This is a genomic window from Pseudonocardia oroxyli (genome assembly GCF_900102195.1).
GTDB lineage: Bacteria > Actinomycetota > Actinomycetes > Mycobacteriales > Pseudonocardiaceae > Pseudonocardia > Pseudonocardia oroxyli.
In genome coordinates this window covers 53652-69477 of record NZ_FNBE01000013.1, presented here as the reverse complement: position 1 = coordinate 69477, position 15826 = coordinate 53652, and the positions used below count along the sequence as shown (strand labels likewise).

The following is a 15826-nucleotide window of genomic DNA, read 5'->3' as shown; positions in this document are numbered from 1 at the left end:
TGCTCGTCATGGAGGAGGTCGACGTCGCCTACGGGCGGACCGTCGTCTGTCACGGGGTGTCCCTGGAGGTCCCGGCCGACGGCGTCGCCGCGGTCATGGGGCACAACGGGGCGGGCAAGACCACGCTGTTGCGCGCCGCGGTCGGGCTGTTGCCGGTCAAGCGCGGCCGGATCCTGCTCGACGGCGAGGACGTGACCGGGCTGCCCCCCAACCAGCGGGTGAAGCGGGGCCTGGCCTACGTGCCCCAGGGCCAGCAGTCCTTCGGCCAGATGACGACCGCCGAGAACCTCCAGGTGGTCGCGGACGGCCGCCGTCGCGGCGCGGCACTGATCGACGAGGCGCTCGACCTGTTCCCGGCGTTGAAGGAGCTGTCGGGTCGCCGGGCGGGCCTGCTGTCCGGAGGGCAGCGCCAGCAGCTCGCCATCGCCAGGGCACTGATCACCGAGCCGCGGCTGCTGATCCTCGACGAGCCCACCGAGGGGATCCAGCCCTCCGTCGTCGCCGAGATCGAACGGACGATCCTGGAGCTGACCCGGCGCGGCGGGCTGTCGGTGCTGCTCGTGGAGCAGCACGTGGGCTTCGCCCTGGACGCGGCGGGCCGCTACTACGTGCTGGCCTCGGGCCGGGTCAGCGCCGAGGGATCCGGCGGGGCGACGGCGGCGGTGGACGTGCGATCGGCCATGGCCATCTGACGGGGCGAGCCGAGCGGGCCCTCCGCGCCAGGAGTGGCAGGGTCCGCCTGCTGCCCTTACCGTTCCGGCAATGCAGCACACGCACGACACCACCCCGGTGCAGCCCTCCGAGTCCGACGACCAGATCACCGTCGTGACCCGGGACGCGGGTGCGGGACGGGTGGTGCTCGAGATCGGCGGCGAGGTCGACATGCTCACCTCGCCGCAGCTGCGCACGGCCGCGTTGGCGGCGTTGGCGGACGACCCCCGGGTCGTGGTGCTCGCGCTCGACTCGGTGTCCTTCCTCGGCACGAGCGGGCTCGCGGTCCTCATCGAGGTGCGCGAGGCGGCCCAGCAGGCCGGTGTCGACCTGCGGCTGGCGTGCACGGGGCGGCGGGTGCTGCGGCCCTTGTCGATCGCGGGCCTGATCCCGATGTTCGACGTTCGGGACACCGTCGAGGACGCCCTCGCTTGATGTGATGTAGCTCACTATCCCGTCGTTTCGACATGCGATCCCAGCGGGTTCGCGAGACTCTAGTTCTGGTCGCTGACCTGCGACGATGGTGAATCGTCACCCGTCTGCACGGTCCGTCCGCTTCCGTCGACCCCACCGCACCCCCGCATCGCTGCGTTTGATCGCGAAAGCCTCGGGGAAAGCCGCGGCAGATCGCCCGACTCCCCGTCGGGCCTGCCGAGTGGAAGCGAAGGTGAGTCGAGTGAGCGATGTGTCCCGCCTCCCTGGCCCCATGGATCACGCCTGGCAGTGGCAGCGGCTCGGGGCCTGCCGGGGGATGGACAGCGCCGTGTTCTTCCACCCGGACGGTGAGCGCAACCCCTCCCGAGCCCGCCGCACCGCCCAGGCGAAGGCCGTGTGCGGGCGCTGTCCGGTGATGGACATGTGCCGCGAGTTCGCCCTGGAGACCCGCGAGCCGTTCGGCGTGTGGGGCGGCCTGGGCGAGTCCGAGCGCCGCGCCCTGCTGGAGCGCCGCGACCACCACCGGCAGGCAGCGGTCGCCATCTGACCTGCTCCCGTGGCGTCGGGGGCCAGGGGAGACGAGAAGAAGGGGCGACGCCGCATCGCGGCGTCGCCCCTTCGTCCGTACACGGTCAGTCGACGACGCTGAGCTCCAGGCTCTTGTAGCGCAACATGGGCACCCCGTACGCCCGGCCGATCCGCTGCGCCGCCGCCACCACGGCGGACCGCTCGGGGTCGCCGGGCGCGGGCGCCGGGGAGACGCAGTAGACGCCCGGCTCGGGATCGAAGCCGACCAGCTCGGACAGGGCCGCCACCAACATGTCCGCCGCGTCGGGGCCGAGCCGGCCGGGCAGCCCCAGTCGGTGCACGCGCAGGTCCGGCAGGTCGAGCGCCGCGACGGCCGCGGCCACCCCGTCGTCCTCGTCGTCCTCGTCGAAGCCGGGGTAGTCCTCGTCCTCGTCGAGATCGTCCGGATCCACCCAGACGACCTCCGGGGACACGAGCGGACCGGGCACCTCCGCGGGCGGGGGCGCGTCGTCCCGGGCGATCAGCAGGTCGACCCGCCCGCTCTCGCCGATGATCCGGGCCAGGTCGGACTCGGGGCGCAGCAGCTCCATCGGGCTCACGGCCACGGCCACCAGCCTGCGCCGGGGCGCGGGCACGGGCTCGGCCCGCCGTTGCACGAGCCGGCCGAGTCCTTCGACCTCCGGCACCGCGACCATCCCGCCCCCACTCCGGCACGGCCTCGTTGCCGCCCCGTCTCACAACCCGACCACTTCCTGATCGGTGACAACGTCATCGTTTCCTGTCCGCGTCCACGTATGCGCGATTCCACGACGAATGGCCCTCGACCGTCCGTGAACGGGCCGCGCCGACGGCCGGCCGGTTCCCCCGTTCGGGCGCAGAGGTAGTCCGGGGAGGACGAACGGCGAACCGGACGTCCCGGACGTCGCCGTCGAACCCTCCCGGACGCCCGGTGCCCCGGACGAGTGATCGGCGTCGCAGACATGTCGGGCCGGCACGGGCCCGCGACCCCGCTCCACGACCGGCCGGCGCATCCGGACTGCCGTCCGACGGCGGACGGCCCAGTCGGTACCCGCCGTCCGGACGCGTGGCCCCGGGAGGCGAACGCCCCGGGCACCCCGGTAGCGTGCCCCGCGATCGGTTGAGACCTCAGCCGACCGGCTACTCGCGCGTCTCGAGAACCACTCGACCTCCGGTCCGTCCGGCCGCGGCAGCGCATTCGACGAGCTGGAGGTGAGGTCCGCCGTGTCCGCTCCGCAGGATTCGACCCGCCCCGGCACGCTCGTCACCCGGCTGGAGCACCAGTCCTCCGGCGCCGCCGTGGTGTGGGTGAGCGGTGAGATCGACACGCTCACCGCGCCCGCGCTGGACGAGGCCCTCACCGCCCTGCTGGCCGCGGACCCCTCCGACGGGGTCGTCGGGGTGGAGCTGAGCGGCGTCGGGTTCCTCGCCTCCAGCGGGTTGGCCGTGCTCATCCGCGCCGCGCACCAGGCCCGGGCCCAGGGACGCGACCTGCACCTCGTGGCCGGGGGACGCGCCGTCGCCCGCCCGCTGCAGGTGACCGGGTCGGACCGGCTCTTCACCCTGCACGACGACCTGTCGACGCTGCCGGGCGGCGCGTCGTCACAGGTGGATTGATTTCGACGACGCTCGGGTAGCACGATGACGACGAGGGCCCCCGACAGCAGGGAGAGAGAGCGAGTGTCCGCAGTGGAGCCCACTGGCACCCCGGGCGGTGGTGGGTCGGTGGTCGAGGTCCGCACGAGCGCCACGGCCGCCCTGATCCCGACCATCCGCGCCGTCGCGTCCGACCTGGCCGCGCGCGCGGACTTCGACCTCGACGCCATCTCGGACCTCCGCATGGCCGTGGACGAGGCCTGCGCCACCCTGGTGGACGTCGCGTCGCCCGGCTCCGCGCTGCAGTGTTCGTTCACCGTGCACGGCAACGTGATCGAGGTCGAGGCCCGTGTCGACACCGCCGGACCGGAGTCCACGGTCTCCACGGACACGTTCGGCTGGCGCGTGCTCCAGACGTTGGCGGACGAGGTCGAGCTGCGCACGGACGGCGGGCGCTCGGTCGGCATCCTCCTCAACAAGCGCGCCGACCCGACGCCCCGGTGAGTGCGGCCGACTCCGAGTACGGGCACCTCACTCCGCTCCTGTCGGAGTACTCGGGGATCGCGGCGGAGGACCCGCGCCGCGAACGGCTGCGGGACCAGCTCGTCACCGGGTTCCTGCCCATCGCGCAGCACATCGCGCGGCGCTTCGCCCACCGCGGCGAGCCGCTCGACGATCTCGTCCAGGTGGCCACGGTCGGGCTGATCAACGCCGTCGACCGGTTCTCCCCGGACAAGGGCTCGGACTTCTTCTCCTTCGCCGTGCCGACGATCTCCGGCGAGGTGCGCAGGCACTTCCGCGACCAGGGCTGGTCGATGCGGGTCCCGCGGCGGCTCAAGGACATGCACGTGTCGATCAACTCGGCCGTGTCGGAGCTGTCCCAGCAGCTGGGCCGCGCCCCCAAGCCCACCGAGATCGCCGAGCGGCTCGACGTGCCGGTTGCGGACGTCCTGGAGGGACTGGAGGCCTCGGAGGCCTACCGCAGCTCGTCGCTGGACGAGATGCTGTCGTCCGAACAGGGCAGCGCCACGGTGGGTGAGCTCGTCGGCGAGGCGGACGCCGAGCTCGACCGGGTGGACTACCGGCAGGCGCTGCGGCCGGTGCTGGCGGAGCTCGCCGAACGCGAGCGCACGATCGTCATGCTGCGGTTCTTCGGCAACATGACCCAGACGCAGATCGCGGAGCAGGTCGGCATCTCGCAGATGCACGTGTCCCGGCTGCTCACGCAGACGCTGGGCAGGCTGCGGTCCAGGCTTGATCCGGACACCCGCACCGGGTAGTCCTGTGGCGTCGGTGAGAATGCACCCGCCGACGAAGAGGAGCGTGGACGTTGAGCGGTGGACCTCAGCACGTGCTGGTCGTGGGAGCGGGGCTCGGCGGGATCCGCACCGTCGAGCAGCTCCGCCAAGCCGGCTACGAGGGTCGGATCAGCCTGGTCGGCGCCGAGCCGCACCCGCCGTACGACCGCCCGCCGCTGTCCAAGCAGCTGCTGGCGGGTGAGTGGGAGCCCGAGCGGGTCTCCCTCAAGGACGACGCCGCGCTCGAGGACCTCGGCGTCCGGCTCTACCTGGGCCTGCCCGCCGTGGCGCTGCGGCCCGGCGAGGTCGAGCTCGCCGACGGGTCGGTGCTCGCCGCCGACGCGATCGTGCTGGCCACGGGGGTGGTGGCGCGCCGATTGCCGGGTCAGCCCGACTCCGTGCACACCCTGCGCACCCTGGACGACGCGCTGGCGCTGCGCGCCGAGCTCGAGACGGCGGAGTCGCTCGTCGTGGTCGGGGCCGGGTTCATCGGCGCCGAGGTGGCCAGCACCGCGGCGGCCAAGGGCGTCGCCGTCACGGTGCTCGAGGCGGCCCCGGTCCCGCTGGCGCGCGGCCTCGGCGAGGAGGTCGGCGGGCTCGCCGGCCGGTTGCTCACCGAGGGTGGGGTCGAGCTGCGGCTCGGGGCGCGGATCACCGGCTTCACCGACGGCGGCGTGGAGCTCGCGGACGGGACCCGGGTGGCCGCGGACGTCGTGGTCGTCGGGATCGGCGGGGTGCCGGACCTGGAGTGGCTGGCCGACACCGGGCTCGACCTGTCCGACGGCGTGCCGTGCGACGCCGGGGGCCGGGTCGTCGGGCTCGACGGCGTGTGGGCACTCGGCGACGCCGCCGCCTGGGAGGGCCCCGACGGCGTCCGGCACCGCCACGAGCACTGGACGTCCACGTCGGACCAGGCGACGGTCGTCGCGCGGGCCATCACGGGGACCGAGGCGCCGCCCGAGACCGTGCCCTACGTCTGGTCGGACCAGTTCGGGCTCAAGATCCAGGTCATCGGGGAACCCGCGGCCGCCGACGCGGTGGAGCAGCTGCTCGGCGAGGGCCTGGACGGCGGCCCGATCAAGGGCACCGTCGTGGGCTACTTCGCCGACGACCGGCTCGTGGCGGTGGCGGGGTTCGGCGCGGCCCGGTACGTGGTGCGCTACCGGGCGCTGCTGCAGGAGAAGGCCTCCCGCGGGGCGGCCCGGGAGCTGGCCGCCTCGTTCACCAGGAAGGCCTAGGAGAAGAGCTTCTTCAGCACGGCGGCGGCCAGGATGACGCCGACGCCGATCAGGGCGTAGCGGATCTTCGGGTCGTCGAGCTTGGCCTGGACCTGCTGCTTCCCGGAGTCCACGAACCGCTTCGGGTTCGCCCGGTCGGTGAGCGCGTCCAGGCTGGCGGCGAGCGCGTCCCGGGTCTTCTCGATCTCCTGCTGGATGTTCTCGGGGTCGCGGGCCACGACTCGCTCCTGTTCCCTCGGCGAACTGCTTGGGCCACACCGTAGACGAGGCTTGTCTCCCGGGCGCGGCGGGTGCGGCGGCCGGGTCTGACAGGATCGGGTGATGAGCACACGCCTCGCCGTGGGCGACCCGGCCCCGGACCTCACCCTGCCCGACGCGGACGGCAAGCCGGTCTCGCTCGCCGACTACCGCGGCCGCAAGGTGATCGTCTACTTCTACCCGGCCGCCTCCACCCCGGGCTGCACCAAGCAGGCCTGCGACTTCCGGGACAACCTCGCGGACCTCAACGGGGAGGGCGTCGAGGTCCTGGGCGTCTCCCCCGACAAGCCCGCCAAGCTCGCGAAGTTCCGGGACGCCGAGGGCCTCACCTTCCCCCTGCTCTCCGACCCGGAGAAGACGACCCTGCAGGCCTGGGGCGCCTTCGGCGAGAAGACGATGTACGGCAAGACCGTCACCGGCGTCCTGCGCTCCACCTTCCTCGTCGACGAGGACGGGAAGATCGCCGCGGCGATGTACAACGTCCGCGCCACCGGCCACGTCGCCAAGCTCCGCAAGGACCTCAAGCTCTGAGTCACGCTCTGAGCCTGTGGACAACCGCGCCCGGCCGCCGCTCACCGTCGGTGGTGGCGGGCACGGTGCGGTCATGCCCAGATCTCGGAGATGGACCGACCAGCAGCTGATCGACGCGGTGGCCGCGAGCCGCACGCTGGCGGAGGTCTCGCGGCACCTGGGCCTCAGACCGGGGAAGTACGATGTGCTCCGCGGCCACATCGCCCGGTTGGGGATCGACGCGTCGCACCTGCCGCGGGCCACCGCGGGCTCGCCGCGGAGCTCTCGCCGCTACACGGACGAGCAGCTCGTCGCGGCCGTCGCCGCCGAGCAGACCGTGCACGGCGTCCTCCGGCGACTCGGCTACACACCGAACGGCGGGATGTTCCGGGCGGTGCAGGCCCGCATCAGGGCGCTGGATCTCGACACCTCGCACTTCACCGGCCGGTCCTGGGCACGGGGAAGCCCCCGTCGCCGACAGTCGGTGCCGCTGGACCAGATCTTGGTGCGCGGGTCCGTCTATCCCTCGTCCAGGCTCCGGCAGCGGCTCATCGGCGCCGGTCTCAAGTCGGCGCGGTGCGAGGAGTGTGGTCTGGCCGAATGGCGCGGGCAGCCGCCGCCGTTGGAGCTCGACCACATCAACGGCGACCATACTGACAACAGGATCGAGAACCTCCGTATCCTGTGTGCGAACTGCCACGCGATCACCGAGACCTGGGCGGGCCGGAATCGCACACGACCTAGCCGGCGTACTCCAACTGGCAGAGAGACGGCGCTTAGAACGCCGACAGTGCGGGTTCGAATCCCGCCGCCGGCACTCGGCCCGTCGTGACGGGGGGCCCGCAGGTCACTGCGGGGTCGCCGGCTCCGCGGGCTCGTCCTCCGGGACGGGCCTGCGGGCGGCGACGACGATCCCCGCCAGCCCGATCAGCCCGCACACCACGGACATGACGATCGTGGCGGTGGAGGGCCGGCCCGTCACCGCGTCGCCGAGCACCACGATCGCCACGGTGCCCGGCACGATCCCGACCACCGTGCCGACCAGGTAGGGCCAGAAGCGCACCGACGACAGGCCGCAGACGTAGTTCAGCGCGAAGAAGGGCACGGCGGGGACCAGCCGCATCGAGGTCACCGCCAGCACGCCGTGGTGGTCCAGCCGCCGCCGCGCCCAGCGGACCGCCGAGCCTCGCACGTACCGCTCGACCAGCCCCCGACCCGTCACCCGCACCAGGCCGTAGGCGAGCACCGCGGCGAGGGTCGTCGCGACGATCGTCACGGCCAGGCCGAGGGCGGAACCGAACAGGGCGCCCGCCGCCACGGTGAACACCGTGCGCGGGACCGGGGTGACGCAGACGAGCGTCTGGAGCCCGAGGAAGAGCAGCGGCGCCCACATCCCGGCCTCGGCGGTGATCCGCCGCAGGTCCGAGACCTTCGGGACGCCGTAGACGTGCACGACCAGCAGCCCGGCCGCGACGAGGACGACGAGTCCACCGAGGGCCGCCGCGACCCGCCACCACCTCACGTGGAACCACGGTACCGACCCGGGCCGCGCCCCCGTTTCCGGGGAGCGGAAGGGCCGTCGGCGCCGCCCTCTCGCTGCGGCTACCTTTCCGCCGTGAGTACCGACAAGCGTGATCTCGACCTGGACCCCGCCGGCCTGGCGGTCCGCCGCGAGGTGTTGGGCGCCGCCCACGTCGACGCCTCCCTCGAACGGGCCGACGAGATCACCGGCGAGTTCCAGGAGATGATCACCCGGTACGCCTGGGGCGGGATCTGGACCCGCCCCGGCCTCGACCGGCGGATGCGCAGCGCGGTCACCCTGACCGCGCTCGTCGCGCACGGCCACCTCGCCGAGCTGGAGCTGCACCTGCGCGCCGCGCTGCGCAACGGCCTGTCGCGCGAGGAGATCGTCGAGGTGCTGCTGCAGAGCGCGATCTACTGCGGCGTCCCCGCGGCGAACAGCGCCTTCGCCGTGGCCAAGCGCGTGCTCGCCGAGCCCGACCCCACCGACTGACCCCTCGTGAGCGGCGATCGTCGCCATGGCGACGATCGCCGCTCACAGGTACGGGAGCAGGGCGCGGAAGGCGAGGCCGCGGTGGCTGGCGGCGTCCTTCTCGGCCGGGCTGAGCTCGGCGCTGGTGCGGGTCTCCCCGTCCGGCACGAAGATCGGGTCGTAGCCGAAGCCGTTGGTCCCGCGCGGTTCCCGGATGATCCGGCCGCGCCACTCGCCGTGCACGACCGTCTCCCGACCGCCCGGCATGACCAGGGCCGCGGCGCAGATGAAGGCGCCGCCCCGGCGCTCGTCGGGCACGTCCCCGAGCTGGCCCAGCAGCAGGTTGAGGTTCGCGAGGTCGTCCCCGTGCTTGCCCGACCACCGGGCCGACAGGACACCCGGCATGCCGTTGAGGGCGTCCACCGCCAGGCCGGAGTCGTCCGCGACGGACGGCAGCCCGGTCGCCGCGGCGGCGTCCCGGGCCTTGGCCAGGGCGTTCTCCGCGAAGGTCGCGCCGGTCTCGGGGGCCTCGGGGAACTCGGGGACGTCGGCCAGGCCGACGACCTCCAGCCCGGTGAGCAGTCGGCGGAACTCGACGAGCTTGCCCGCGTTCCGGGTGGCCAGCAGGATCGTCACGCCAGCGCCTCCCGCTGCAGCCGGGTCAGCTCCTCGATGCCCGCCAGCGCGGAGTCGAGCATGGCGTCGAGGGTGGCGCGGGTGTAGGTCGCGCCCTCGCCGGTCCCCTGCACCTCGACGAGCGTGCCGGTGTCCGTCGCGACGACGTTCATGTCGACCTCGGCCCGCGAGTCCTCCTCGTAGGGCAGGTCGAGGCGCACCCGCCCGTCCACGACCCCGACGCTGACCGCCGCGATCTGGCACGACAGCGGCTTCGGGTCCGCCAGCGCGTTGCGGGCGCCCAGCCAGCTCACCGCATCGGCGAGGGCCACGTAGGCCCCGGTGATCGCGGCGGTGCGGGTGCCGCCGTCCGCCTGCAGGACGTCGCAGTCCAGGGCGATCGTGTTCTCGCCCAACGCCTTCAGGTCGATGCACGCCCGCAGCGACCGGCCGATGAGCCGGGAGATCTCGTGGGTGCGGCCACCGACCCGGCCCTTGACCGACTCCCGATCGGAGCGGGTGTTCGTGGCGCTGGGGAGCATCGCGTACTCGGCGGTGAGCCAGCCGAGCCCGGAACCCTTGCGCCAGCGGGGCACGCCCTCGGTCACGCTGGCGGCGCACAGCACCTTCGTGTCCCCGAACTCGACCAGCACGGACCCTGCCGGGTGCTTCTGGAAACCACGGGTGAGGCGCACGGGGCGCAGCTGGTCGTCGGTCCTGCCGTCGGCTCGCGTCACCCGGTCAGTTTCGCAGGACGGCGTACTCGCCGTCCGCGCGGACCAGCTCCACCGGTCCGTCGAACGCCCCCTTGGCCTCGGCGAGCACCGCCTGCGCGTCGATCCAGGCCGGGACGTGGGTGATCAGGAGCGTGCCGACGCCGGCGGCCGAGGCGTGCTCCCCCGCCTGCCTGCCGGAGAGGTGGACCCCGCTCGGCATGTCGGCGGTGTGCGGCCAGGAGGCCTCGCACAGGAAGACGTCCGCGCCCCGGGCCAGCTCGACGAGCCCCTCGCACGGCCCGGTGTCGCCGCTGTAGACCAGGCTCCGCCCCCCGTGCTCGACGCGCAGGGCGTACGCCTCGCACGGATGGTCGACCGCGGCGGTGCGCAGCACCACGTCGCCGACGGCGGTCCGCGGCACGTGGGTGTGGAACGTGTAGACCCCCGCGAACTCACCGGACCCGCGCTGCGCGGCGCTGGGGGCGTACTGGGCCGCGAACCGGTCCTCCGTCTCGGCCGGGCCGTAGACCGGCAGCGGGACCGCGGGCGGAGCCGCGGGGTGGTAGCGCCGCCACACCGACAGGGCCGAGAAGTCCGCGCAGTGGTCCGGGTGCAGGTGGCTGAACACCACGGCGTCGAGCGCGAAGGGGTCGACGAACCGTTGCAGCGCACCGAACGTGCCGTTGCCGAGGTCGAGCACGAGGCGGGTGTCCCCCGCTTCGACGAGGTAGCCGGAGGCGGGCGAGCCAGGCCCCGGCCCGCTGCCGGAGCACCCCAGCACCACGAGCTTCATGGTCAGGAGGCTAACCCGGGCGTCCGGTCCGCCGCAGCCACCACAGTCCGATGAACGGAAGCACCAGCGGGATGAACCCGTAGCCGCGGCCGTAGACCGACCACACGGTGTCGTCGGGGAAGTCCCCGGCGTCGAACACCGTCAGCGTGCCCACCACGAGCACCCCGACCAGCTCGAACGCCACCGCCGCCCAGGCCAGCCGCCGATGCCACGGCCTGCGGCCCGCGAGCCCGATCGTCGCGAGGATGTAGACGACGCCCGCGGCCAGCGACAGCACGTACGCCAGCGGGGCCTCGGAGAACCGGCCGACGATCTGCACCAGCGCGCGGGCCGTGGCGGAGAGGGCGAAGATCGCGTAGACGGCGACGAGGACCCGGCCGGGCCCGCTCGACGTCGGGCGGGGTCCGGGCTCAGACACCGGCCACCCACAGCCCGTGGAGCCGCCACACCGCGACGGCGGTGCCGACCGCCCCGACCGCGATCACCGTGCCGCCCCACCTCGTGGGCTCGGCCGTGGCGAACTGCAGCGCGATCGGCATGACGCACACGCTGACCAGCAGGTAGATCAGGAACGTGGTCTGCTCCGGCAGCGTGACCCCGCCGAAGAACACCCGGCCCGCGGCGATCAGCGCCTGGACCACCAGGACCGCCTCGAACGCCCCGACCGCCCAGCGGTGGGTCTTGTCCGGCGCCCTGCCCCGCACCGTGGCGACGATCCCGTGGACCGCCACCACCGCCGCCGCGACGTACGCGACGATCTCCAGCCAGGCGAACACGCTGCGACGCTACCGGAGCACCCGCTCGCCCAGCGCCTCGACCCGGCCGATCTCGGGGCCGAGGAACCGGCGGCCCAGCCTGCGGAAAGGTTCCGGGTCCCCGGTCGCGAGGAACTCGTGCGGCCCCAGGACGGGGTCGGTGGGTTCGCGGGCGAGGTCGTCGGCCATCAGGGTGCGGACGACGTCCTTCGCCGTCTCGTCCGCGCTGGAGACCAGGGTGACGTCCGGACCCAGCACGATCTGCAGCACGCCCGCGAGCAGCGGGTAGTGCGTGCAGCCGAGCACCACGGTGTCCACCTCGGCCTGCTGCAGCGGCGCGAGGTAGCTCTGGGCCAGGCCCAGCACCTGCCTGCCGCTGGTCATGCCGCGTTCCACGAAGTCCACGAACCGCGGGCAGGCCACCGCGGTGATCTCGACGTCCCGCGCCGCGGCGAAGGCGTCCTGGTAGGCCCCCGACGCGATGGTGGCGCTCGTGCCGATCACCCCGATGCGGCCGGTGCGGGTGGCGGCCACCGCACGTCGGACGGCGGGGCGGAGCACCTCGATCACGGGCACCGGGTAGCGCTCCCGGGCGTCCGCCAGACAGGCCGCCGCCGCCGTGTTGCAGGCGATGACCAGCAGCTTCACCCCGCGCTCGACGAGATCGTCCCCGACCGCGAGGGCGTGCCTGCGGATGTCGGCGATCTTCAGCGGGCCGTACGGGCCGTTCGCGGTGTCGCCGACGTAGACGATCCGCTCGGTGGGGAGCTGGTCGATCACCGCGCGCGCGACGGTGAGCCCGCCGACGCCGGAGTCGAAGATGCCGATCGGCGCGTCCTTCACGGGCCTCCTATGCGATCGCGGTTCTCCGGTCCGCCTTGGCCACCAGCCAGGCGGCGAGGATCCCGAACACGGCACCGAACAGGTGCGCCTGCCACGAGATCCCCGGGGTGCCGGGGAGCACGCCGAACAGCATGCCACCCTCGAGCACCAGCAGGACCAGCCCCAGCAGGATCTGCTTGCCCGACCGGGCGAAGAAGCCGCGGACCAGCAGGAACAGCAGCCAGCCGAAGATCACCCCGGACATGCCGATGGTGGAGACGAAGCTCGGTGCCGTCAGCCAGACCATCACCCCGCTGCCGATCCAGATCAGCGCCGTGACGCCGACCCACTGCCGCAGCCCGCCCGCCATCGCGAGCCATCCGAAGACGAGGAAGGGCAGCGTGTTCGCGATGAGGTGCGGCCACCCGCCGTGCAGGAGCGGGGCCCAGAGGATGCCCCACAGCCCGTCGAGGTTGCGGGCGATGATGCCGTCGTTGTCGAGGCCCTCGCCCGTGGCCTGGTCGAACAGCTCCAGGGCGTAGAGCGCGCCCGTGAACACCAGCATGATCACCGCGGCGCGCAGCGGGTGCGGCGGGATGATCCGCGAGAGGCTGCGGGGCGGGGTGGGCGCGGGGACCTGCGGCAAGGTCATGCCTTCGAATGTAGCGGGATCCGGTGTCACCCGGCCGTGAAAGCGCTGAGACCCGAAACCGTCGGACCGCGTCGGCAGAATGATCCGTATGTCCACCCCCGCCCCGCACCCCGGCCGCTGGGCCGCGCTGTTCGTGATCGCGCTCGCCCAGCTGATGGTGGTGCTGGACGCGACGATCGTGAACATCGCGCTCCCCCAGGCCCAGGCCCACCTCGGCATCTCCGACGCGGACCGGCAGTGGGTGGTCACCGCCTACACGCTGGCGTTCGGCGGGTTGCTGCTGCTCGGCGGGCGCATCGCGGACTTCTGGGGGCGCAAGCGCACCTTCGTGGTGGGGGCGCTGGGGTTCGCCCTCGCCTCCGGCCTCGGCGGGCTCGCGCAGGACGCGCTCACCCTGTTCGCCGCCCGCGGCCTGCAGGGCGTCTTCGGCGCGCTCCTGGCGCCGGCCGGGCTGGCGCTGCTCACGGTGCTGTTCACCGAGCCCGGCGAGCGGGCGAAGGCGTTCAGCGTGTTCGGGGCGGTCGCGGGCGGCGGGTCGGCGGTCGGGCTGGTGCTCGGCGGGGTGCTCACCGAGTACGCGGACTGGCGGTGGTGCCTGCTGGTCAACATCCCGATCTCGGTCGTCGCGGTGGCGCTGGCGCTGGTGTTCGTGCCGGAGAGCCGCGCGGACGGGGACACCCGGTACGACGTGCCGGGTGCGGTCACGGTGACCCTCGGCCTGGTCGCGCTGGTCTACGGCTTCACCCGGGCGTCGGAGGACGGCTGGTCCGCGCCGTGGGCGCTGGGCAGCTTCGGCGCGGCCGTGGTGCTGCTGGTGGCGTTCGTGGTGATCGAGCAGCGGTCGTCGCACCCGCTGGTGCCGCTGGCGCTGCTCGTGCAGCGCGACCGCGGCGGGGCCTACCTCTTCTCGACGCTCGTGGGCGCCGGCCTGCTCGGCGCGTTCCTGTTCCTGACCTTCTACTTCCAGATCGTGCTGGGGTACACGCCGCTGCAGGCGGGGCTGGCGTCCCTGCCGGTCACCGGGGGTGTGCTCGTCGCGGCGGGCGTCGCCTCCCAGCTGATGCCGCGGATCGGGCCGAAGCCGCTGATGGTCACGGGCGGGCTCGTCGCGGCGGCGGGGATGATCCTGCTGACCCTGATCACACCGGACAGCTCGTTCCTGACGTTGCTCCTGCCGGCCCAGCTGGTGCTCGGCCTCGGTCTCGGGCTCTCGTTCGTCCCGCTGGCGAGCCTCGCGCTGGTCGGGGTCGGCAACCAGGACGCCGGAGCGGCCTCCGCGGTGCTCAACGCCACCCAGCAGGTCGGCGCCTCGCTCGGCACGGCCCTGCTGAACACGATCGCGACCACCGCCGCGGCGAGCCGGCTCGCGGAGCACCCGATCACCGACCCGTCGCAGACGGCCGAGGTGGCGGTGTACAGCTACGTCGTCGCCTTCGCCTGGGCCGCCGCCCTGCTCCTGATCGGCACCGCGCTGATCATGGTCCTGGTCCGCGCCGGCAGGCGGGAGGTCGCCACCCCGCAGGTCGCCCACCTGGGCTGACCGCCGCGGTGATCACCAGGCGCTGAGGGCTCAGGCCCAGAGGTGGCCCTCGATGCCTTCGGCCGCGTCGTCCAGCGCGCCGCTGTAGGCGCCGGTGGAGAGGTACTTCCAGCCGCCGTCGCACACCACGATCACGATGTCCGCGGACTCGTGGGAGCCTGCGGCCTTCTCGGCGACGGCGAGGGCGGCGTGCAGGATCCCGCCGGTGGAGATGCCGGCGAAGATCCCCTCCTTCTCCACCAGCTCACGGGTGCGACGCAGCGCGTCGTAGCTGCCGACGGAGTAGCGGCCGGTCAGCACGCTGGGGTCGTAGAGCTCCGGGACGAAGCCCTCGTCGAGGTTCCGCAGGCCGTACACCAGCTCGCCGTAGCGCGGCTCGGCGGCGATGATCTGCACGTCCGGCTTCTGTTCACGCAGGTAGCGGCCGGTGCCGACCAGCGTGCCGGTGGTGCCCAGACCCGCCACGAAGTGCGTGATCTCGGGGCAGTCCCGCAGGATCTCGGGCCCGGTGGTGCGGTAGTGCGCGTCCGCGTTCGCCGGGTTGCCGTACTGGTAGAGCATCACCCAGTCGGGGTGCTCGGCGGCCAGCTCCTTGGCCATGGCGACGGCCTGGTTGGAGCCACCCGCCGCAGGCGAGGAGATGATCTGCGCGCCGTACATGGACAGCAGCTGGCGACGCTCCTCGGAGGTGTTCTCCGGCATCACGCACACGATCCGGTAGCCCTTGAGCTTCGCGGCCATGGCGAGCGAGATGCCGGTGTTGCCCGAGGTCGGCTCCAGGATGGTGCAGCCCGGTGTGAGCAGCCCGTCCGCCTCGGCCTTCTCGATCATGGCCAGGGCGGGCCGATCCTTGATCGAGCCGGTCGGGTTGCGGTCCTCGAGCTTCGCCCACAGCCGGACGTTCTCCGCCGGGGACAGCGACGGGAGCCCGACGAGTGGGGTGTCGCCCACCGCCTGCAGCAGGGAGTCGTAGCGCGCCATCGCTCCTCCAGGGCGGCCAGGGCGGCGGGGGTCACCCGCCGCCGGTGCCGTCAGCTCAGCGCATGCCGCCGGCGACGGCCGGCAGGATGGTCAGGGTCGAGGTCTCCTTGACCGGAGCCTCCAGGCCGCCGGCGAAGCGCACGTCCTCGTCGTCGACGTAGATGTTGACGAAGCGGTGGAGCTTGCCGTCCTTGAGCAGCCGGTCCTTCAGGCCGCTGTGGCGCGACTCGAGGTCCTCGATCACCTCGGCGACGGTGCTGCCCTTCGCCTCGACGGCCTTCTCGCCCCCGGTGTGGGTGCGGAGGATGGTCGGGATGGAGACGGTGACGGCCATGGTTCTTCGGTACTCCTGATCGTGTCGAGACGT

General features: G+C 73.0%; 22 protein-coding genes and 1 tRNA gene. 11 read left to right on the top strand and 12 right to left on the bottom strand.

Going from position 1 to position 15826, the window contains the following annotated elements; all coding sequences use genetic code 11:
• Nucleotides 1–8: 8 nt before the first annotated feature.
• From urtE to BLS43_RS19630, 3 genes are all read left to right on the top strand, one after another.
• Entirely contained in the window at nt 9–692 is a 684-nt protein-coding gene (urtE, locus tag BLS43_RS19640) for an urea ABC transporter ATP-binding subunit UrtE (protein WP_237198173.1), read from the top strand.
• A 70-nt stretch (nt 693–762) separates the two neighbouring features.
• Nucleotides 763–1146, top strand: a complete 384-nt coding sequence (locus tag BLS43_RS19635; RefSeq protein ID WP_093087111.1) for an STAS domain-containing protein — start codon at nt 763–765, stop codon at nt 1144–1146.
• A 241-nt stretch (nt 1147–1387) separates the two neighbouring features.
• Nucleotides 1388–1693 carry a WhiB family transcriptional regulator gene (locus BLS43_RS19630; RefSeq protein ID WP_093087108.1) on the top strand — a complete coding sequence of 102 codons (306 nt, stop codon included), beginning with the start codon at nt 1388–1390 and terminating at the stop codon, nt 1691–1693.
• An 85-nt stretch (nt 1694–1778) separates the two neighbouring features.
• Here BLS43_RS19630 and BLS43_RS19625 read toward each other — a convergent pair whose 3' ends face one another.
• Nucleotides 1779–2360, bottom strand: a complete 582-nt coding sequence (locus BLS43_RS19625) for a hypothetical protein (protein WP_143030128.1) — start codon at nt 2358–2360, stop codon at nt 1779–1781.
• 556 nt (nt 2361–2916) lie between these two features.
• Between BLS43_RS19625 and BLS43_RS19620 the strand changes: the two genes are divergently transcribed.
• From BLS43_RS19620 to BLS43_RS19605, 4 genes are all read left to right on the top strand, one after another.
• Nucleotides 2917–3309 (top strand): STAS domain-containing protein, encoded by a 393-nt coding sequence (locus tag BLS43_RS19620; RefSeq protein WP_176921433.1) that lies wholly within the window; start codon nt 2917–2919, stop codon nt 3307–3309.
• 63 nt (nt 3310–3372) lie between these two features.
• Nucleotides 3373–3792: an ATP-binding protein gene (locus BLS43_RS19615; protein WP_237196974.1), complete on the top strand. Its 420-nt coding sequence runs from the start codon at nt 3373–3375 to the stop codon at nt 3790–3792.
• A complete protein-coding gene (locus BLS43_RS19610) occupies nt 3789–4568 on the top strand; it encodes a SigB/SigF/SigG family RNA polymerase sigma factor (protein WP_093087096.1) in 780 nt (259 codons plus the stop codon). Before BLS43_RS19615 ends, BLS43_RS19610 begins: the two co-directional genes overlap by 4 nt.
• Before the next feature lie 50 nt (nt 4569–4618).
• Complete coding sequence (locus tag BLS43_RS19605) at nt 4619–5824, top strand: NAD(P)/FAD-dependent oxidoreductase (protein ID WP_218129904.1); 1206 nt, start codon at nt 4619–4621, stop codon at nt 5822–5824.
• On the opposite strand, the gene BLS43_RS19600 is transcribed toward BLS43_RS19605, so the two are convergent.
• A complete protein-coding gene (locus tag BLS43_RS19600) occupies nt 5821–6042 on the bottom strand; it encodes a DUF3618 domain-containing protein (RefSeq protein ID WP_093087094.1) in 222 nt (73 codons plus the stop codon). The genes BLS43_RS19605 and BLS43_RS19600 overlap by 4 nt on opposite strands.
• 103 nt (nt 6043–6145) lie before the next feature.
• On the opposite strand from BLS43_RS19600, the gene bcp reads away from it, so the two are divergent.
• Together bcp and BLS43_RS19590 are read left to right on the top strand one after the other, a co-directional pair.
• Entirely contained in the window at nt 6146–6613 is a 468-nt protein-coding gene (gene bcp / locus BLS43_RS19595; protein WP_093087091.1) for a thioredoxin-dependent thiol peroxidase, read from the top strand.
• Between the two features lie 722 nt (nt 6614–7335).
• Nucleotides 7336–7409: transfer RNA gene (locus tag BLS43_RS19590), tRNA-Leu, on the top strand.
• A 30-nt stretch (nt 7410–7439) separates the two neighbouring features.
• Here BLS43_RS19590 and BLS43_RS19585 read toward each other — a convergent pair.
• Nucleotides 7440–8114 (bottom strand): TVP38/TMEM64 family protein, encoded by a 675-nt coding sequence (locus BLS43_RS19585; RefSeq protein ID WP_093087088.1) that lies wholly within the window; start codon nt 8112–8114, stop codon nt 7440–7442.
• Between the two features lie 93 nt (nt 8115–8207).
• On the opposite strand from BLS43_RS19585, the gene pcaC reads away from it, so the two are divergent.
• Nucleotides 8208–8606, top strand: a complete 399-nt coding sequence (gene pcaC / locus BLS43_RS19580; protein ID WP_093087085.1) for a 4-carboxymuconolactone decarboxylase — start codon at nt 8208–8210, stop codon at nt 8604–8606.
• 42 nt (nt 8607–8648) lie between these two features.
• On the opposite strand, the gene rdgB is transcribed toward pcaC, so the two are convergent.
• The 7 genes from rdgB to BLS43_RS19545 are packed head-to-tail and all read right to left on the bottom strand — an operon-like array spanning nt 8649 to nt 12938.
• Complete coding sequence (gene rdgB / locus BLS43_RS19575) at nt 8649–9221, bottom strand: RdgB/HAM1 family non-canonical purine NTP pyrophosphatase (RefSeq protein ID WP_093087082.1); 573 nt, start codon at nt 9219–9221, stop codon at nt 8649–8651.
• Nucleotides 9218–9937 carry a ribonuclease PH gene (gene rph / locus BLS43_RS19570; RefSeq protein WP_093087079.1) on the bottom strand — a complete coding sequence of 240 codons (720 nt, stop codon included), beginning with the start codon at nt 9935–9937 and terminating at the stop codon, nt 9218–9220. Before rph ends, rdgB begins: the two co-directional genes overlap by 4 nt.
• Before the next feature lie 4 nt (nt 9938–9941).
• Entirely contained in the window at nt 9942–10709 is a 768-nt protein-coding gene (locus tag BLS43_RS19565) for an MBL fold metallo-hydrolase (RefSeq protein WP_093087076.1), read from the bottom strand.
• A gap of 10 nt (nt 10710–10719) precedes the next feature.
• The gene (locus BLS43_RS19560; protein ID WP_093087073.1) at nt 10720–11127 is read right to left on the bottom strand and encodes a hypothetical protein; all 408 of its coding nucleotides are present in this window, start codon (nt 11125–11127) and stop codon (nt 10720–10722) included.
• Nucleotides 11120–11485 carry a hypothetical protein gene (locus BLS43_RS19555; RefSeq protein ID WP_093087070.1) on the bottom strand — a complete coding sequence of 122 codons (366 nt, stop codon included), beginning with the start codon at nt 11483–11485 and terminating at the stop codon, nt 11120–11122. The genes BLS43_RS19560 and BLS43_RS19555 overlap by 8 nt, the downstream gene beginning before the upstream one ends.
• A gap of 9 nt (nt 11486–11494) precedes the next feature.
• On the bottom strand, nt 11495–12307 hold the full coding sequence (gene murI / locus BLS43_RS19550; RefSeq protein WP_093087068.1) for a glutamate racemase: 813 nt from the start codon (nt 12305–12307) through the stop codon (nt 11495–11497).
• A gap of 7 nt (nt 12308–12314) precedes the next feature.
• A complete protein-coding gene (locus BLS43_RS19545) occupies nt 12315–12938 on the bottom strand; it encodes a rhomboid family intramembrane serine protease (protein ID WP_176921432.1) in 624 nt (207 codons plus the stop codon).
• Between the two features lie 88 nt (nt 12939–13026).
• On the opposite strand from BLS43_RS19545, the gene BLS43_RS19540 reads away from it, so the two are divergent.
• Nucleotides 13027–14478, top strand: a complete 1452-nt coding sequence (locus BLS43_RS19540; RefSeq protein WP_218129903.1) for an MFS transporter — start codon at nt 13027–13029, stop codon at nt 14476–14478.
• A gap of 30 nt (nt 14479–14508) precedes the next feature.
• On the opposite strand, the gene BLS43_RS19535 is transcribed toward BLS43_RS19540, so the two are convergent.
• Nucleotides 14509–15459 (bottom strand): PLP-dependent cysteine synthase family protein, encoded by a 951-nt coding sequence (locus BLS43_RS19535; RefSeq protein WP_093087062.1) that lies wholly within the window; start codon nt 15457–15459, stop codon nt 14509–14511.
• A 55-nt stretch (nt 15460–15514) separates the two neighbouring features.
• Nucleotides 15515–15793 (bottom strand): MoaD/ThiS family protein, encoded by a 279-nt coding sequence (locus tag BLS43_RS19530; RefSeq protein ID WP_093087059.1) that lies wholly within the window; start codon nt 15791–15793, stop codon nt 15515–15517.
• Nucleotides 15794–15826 lie beyond the last annotated feature (33 nt).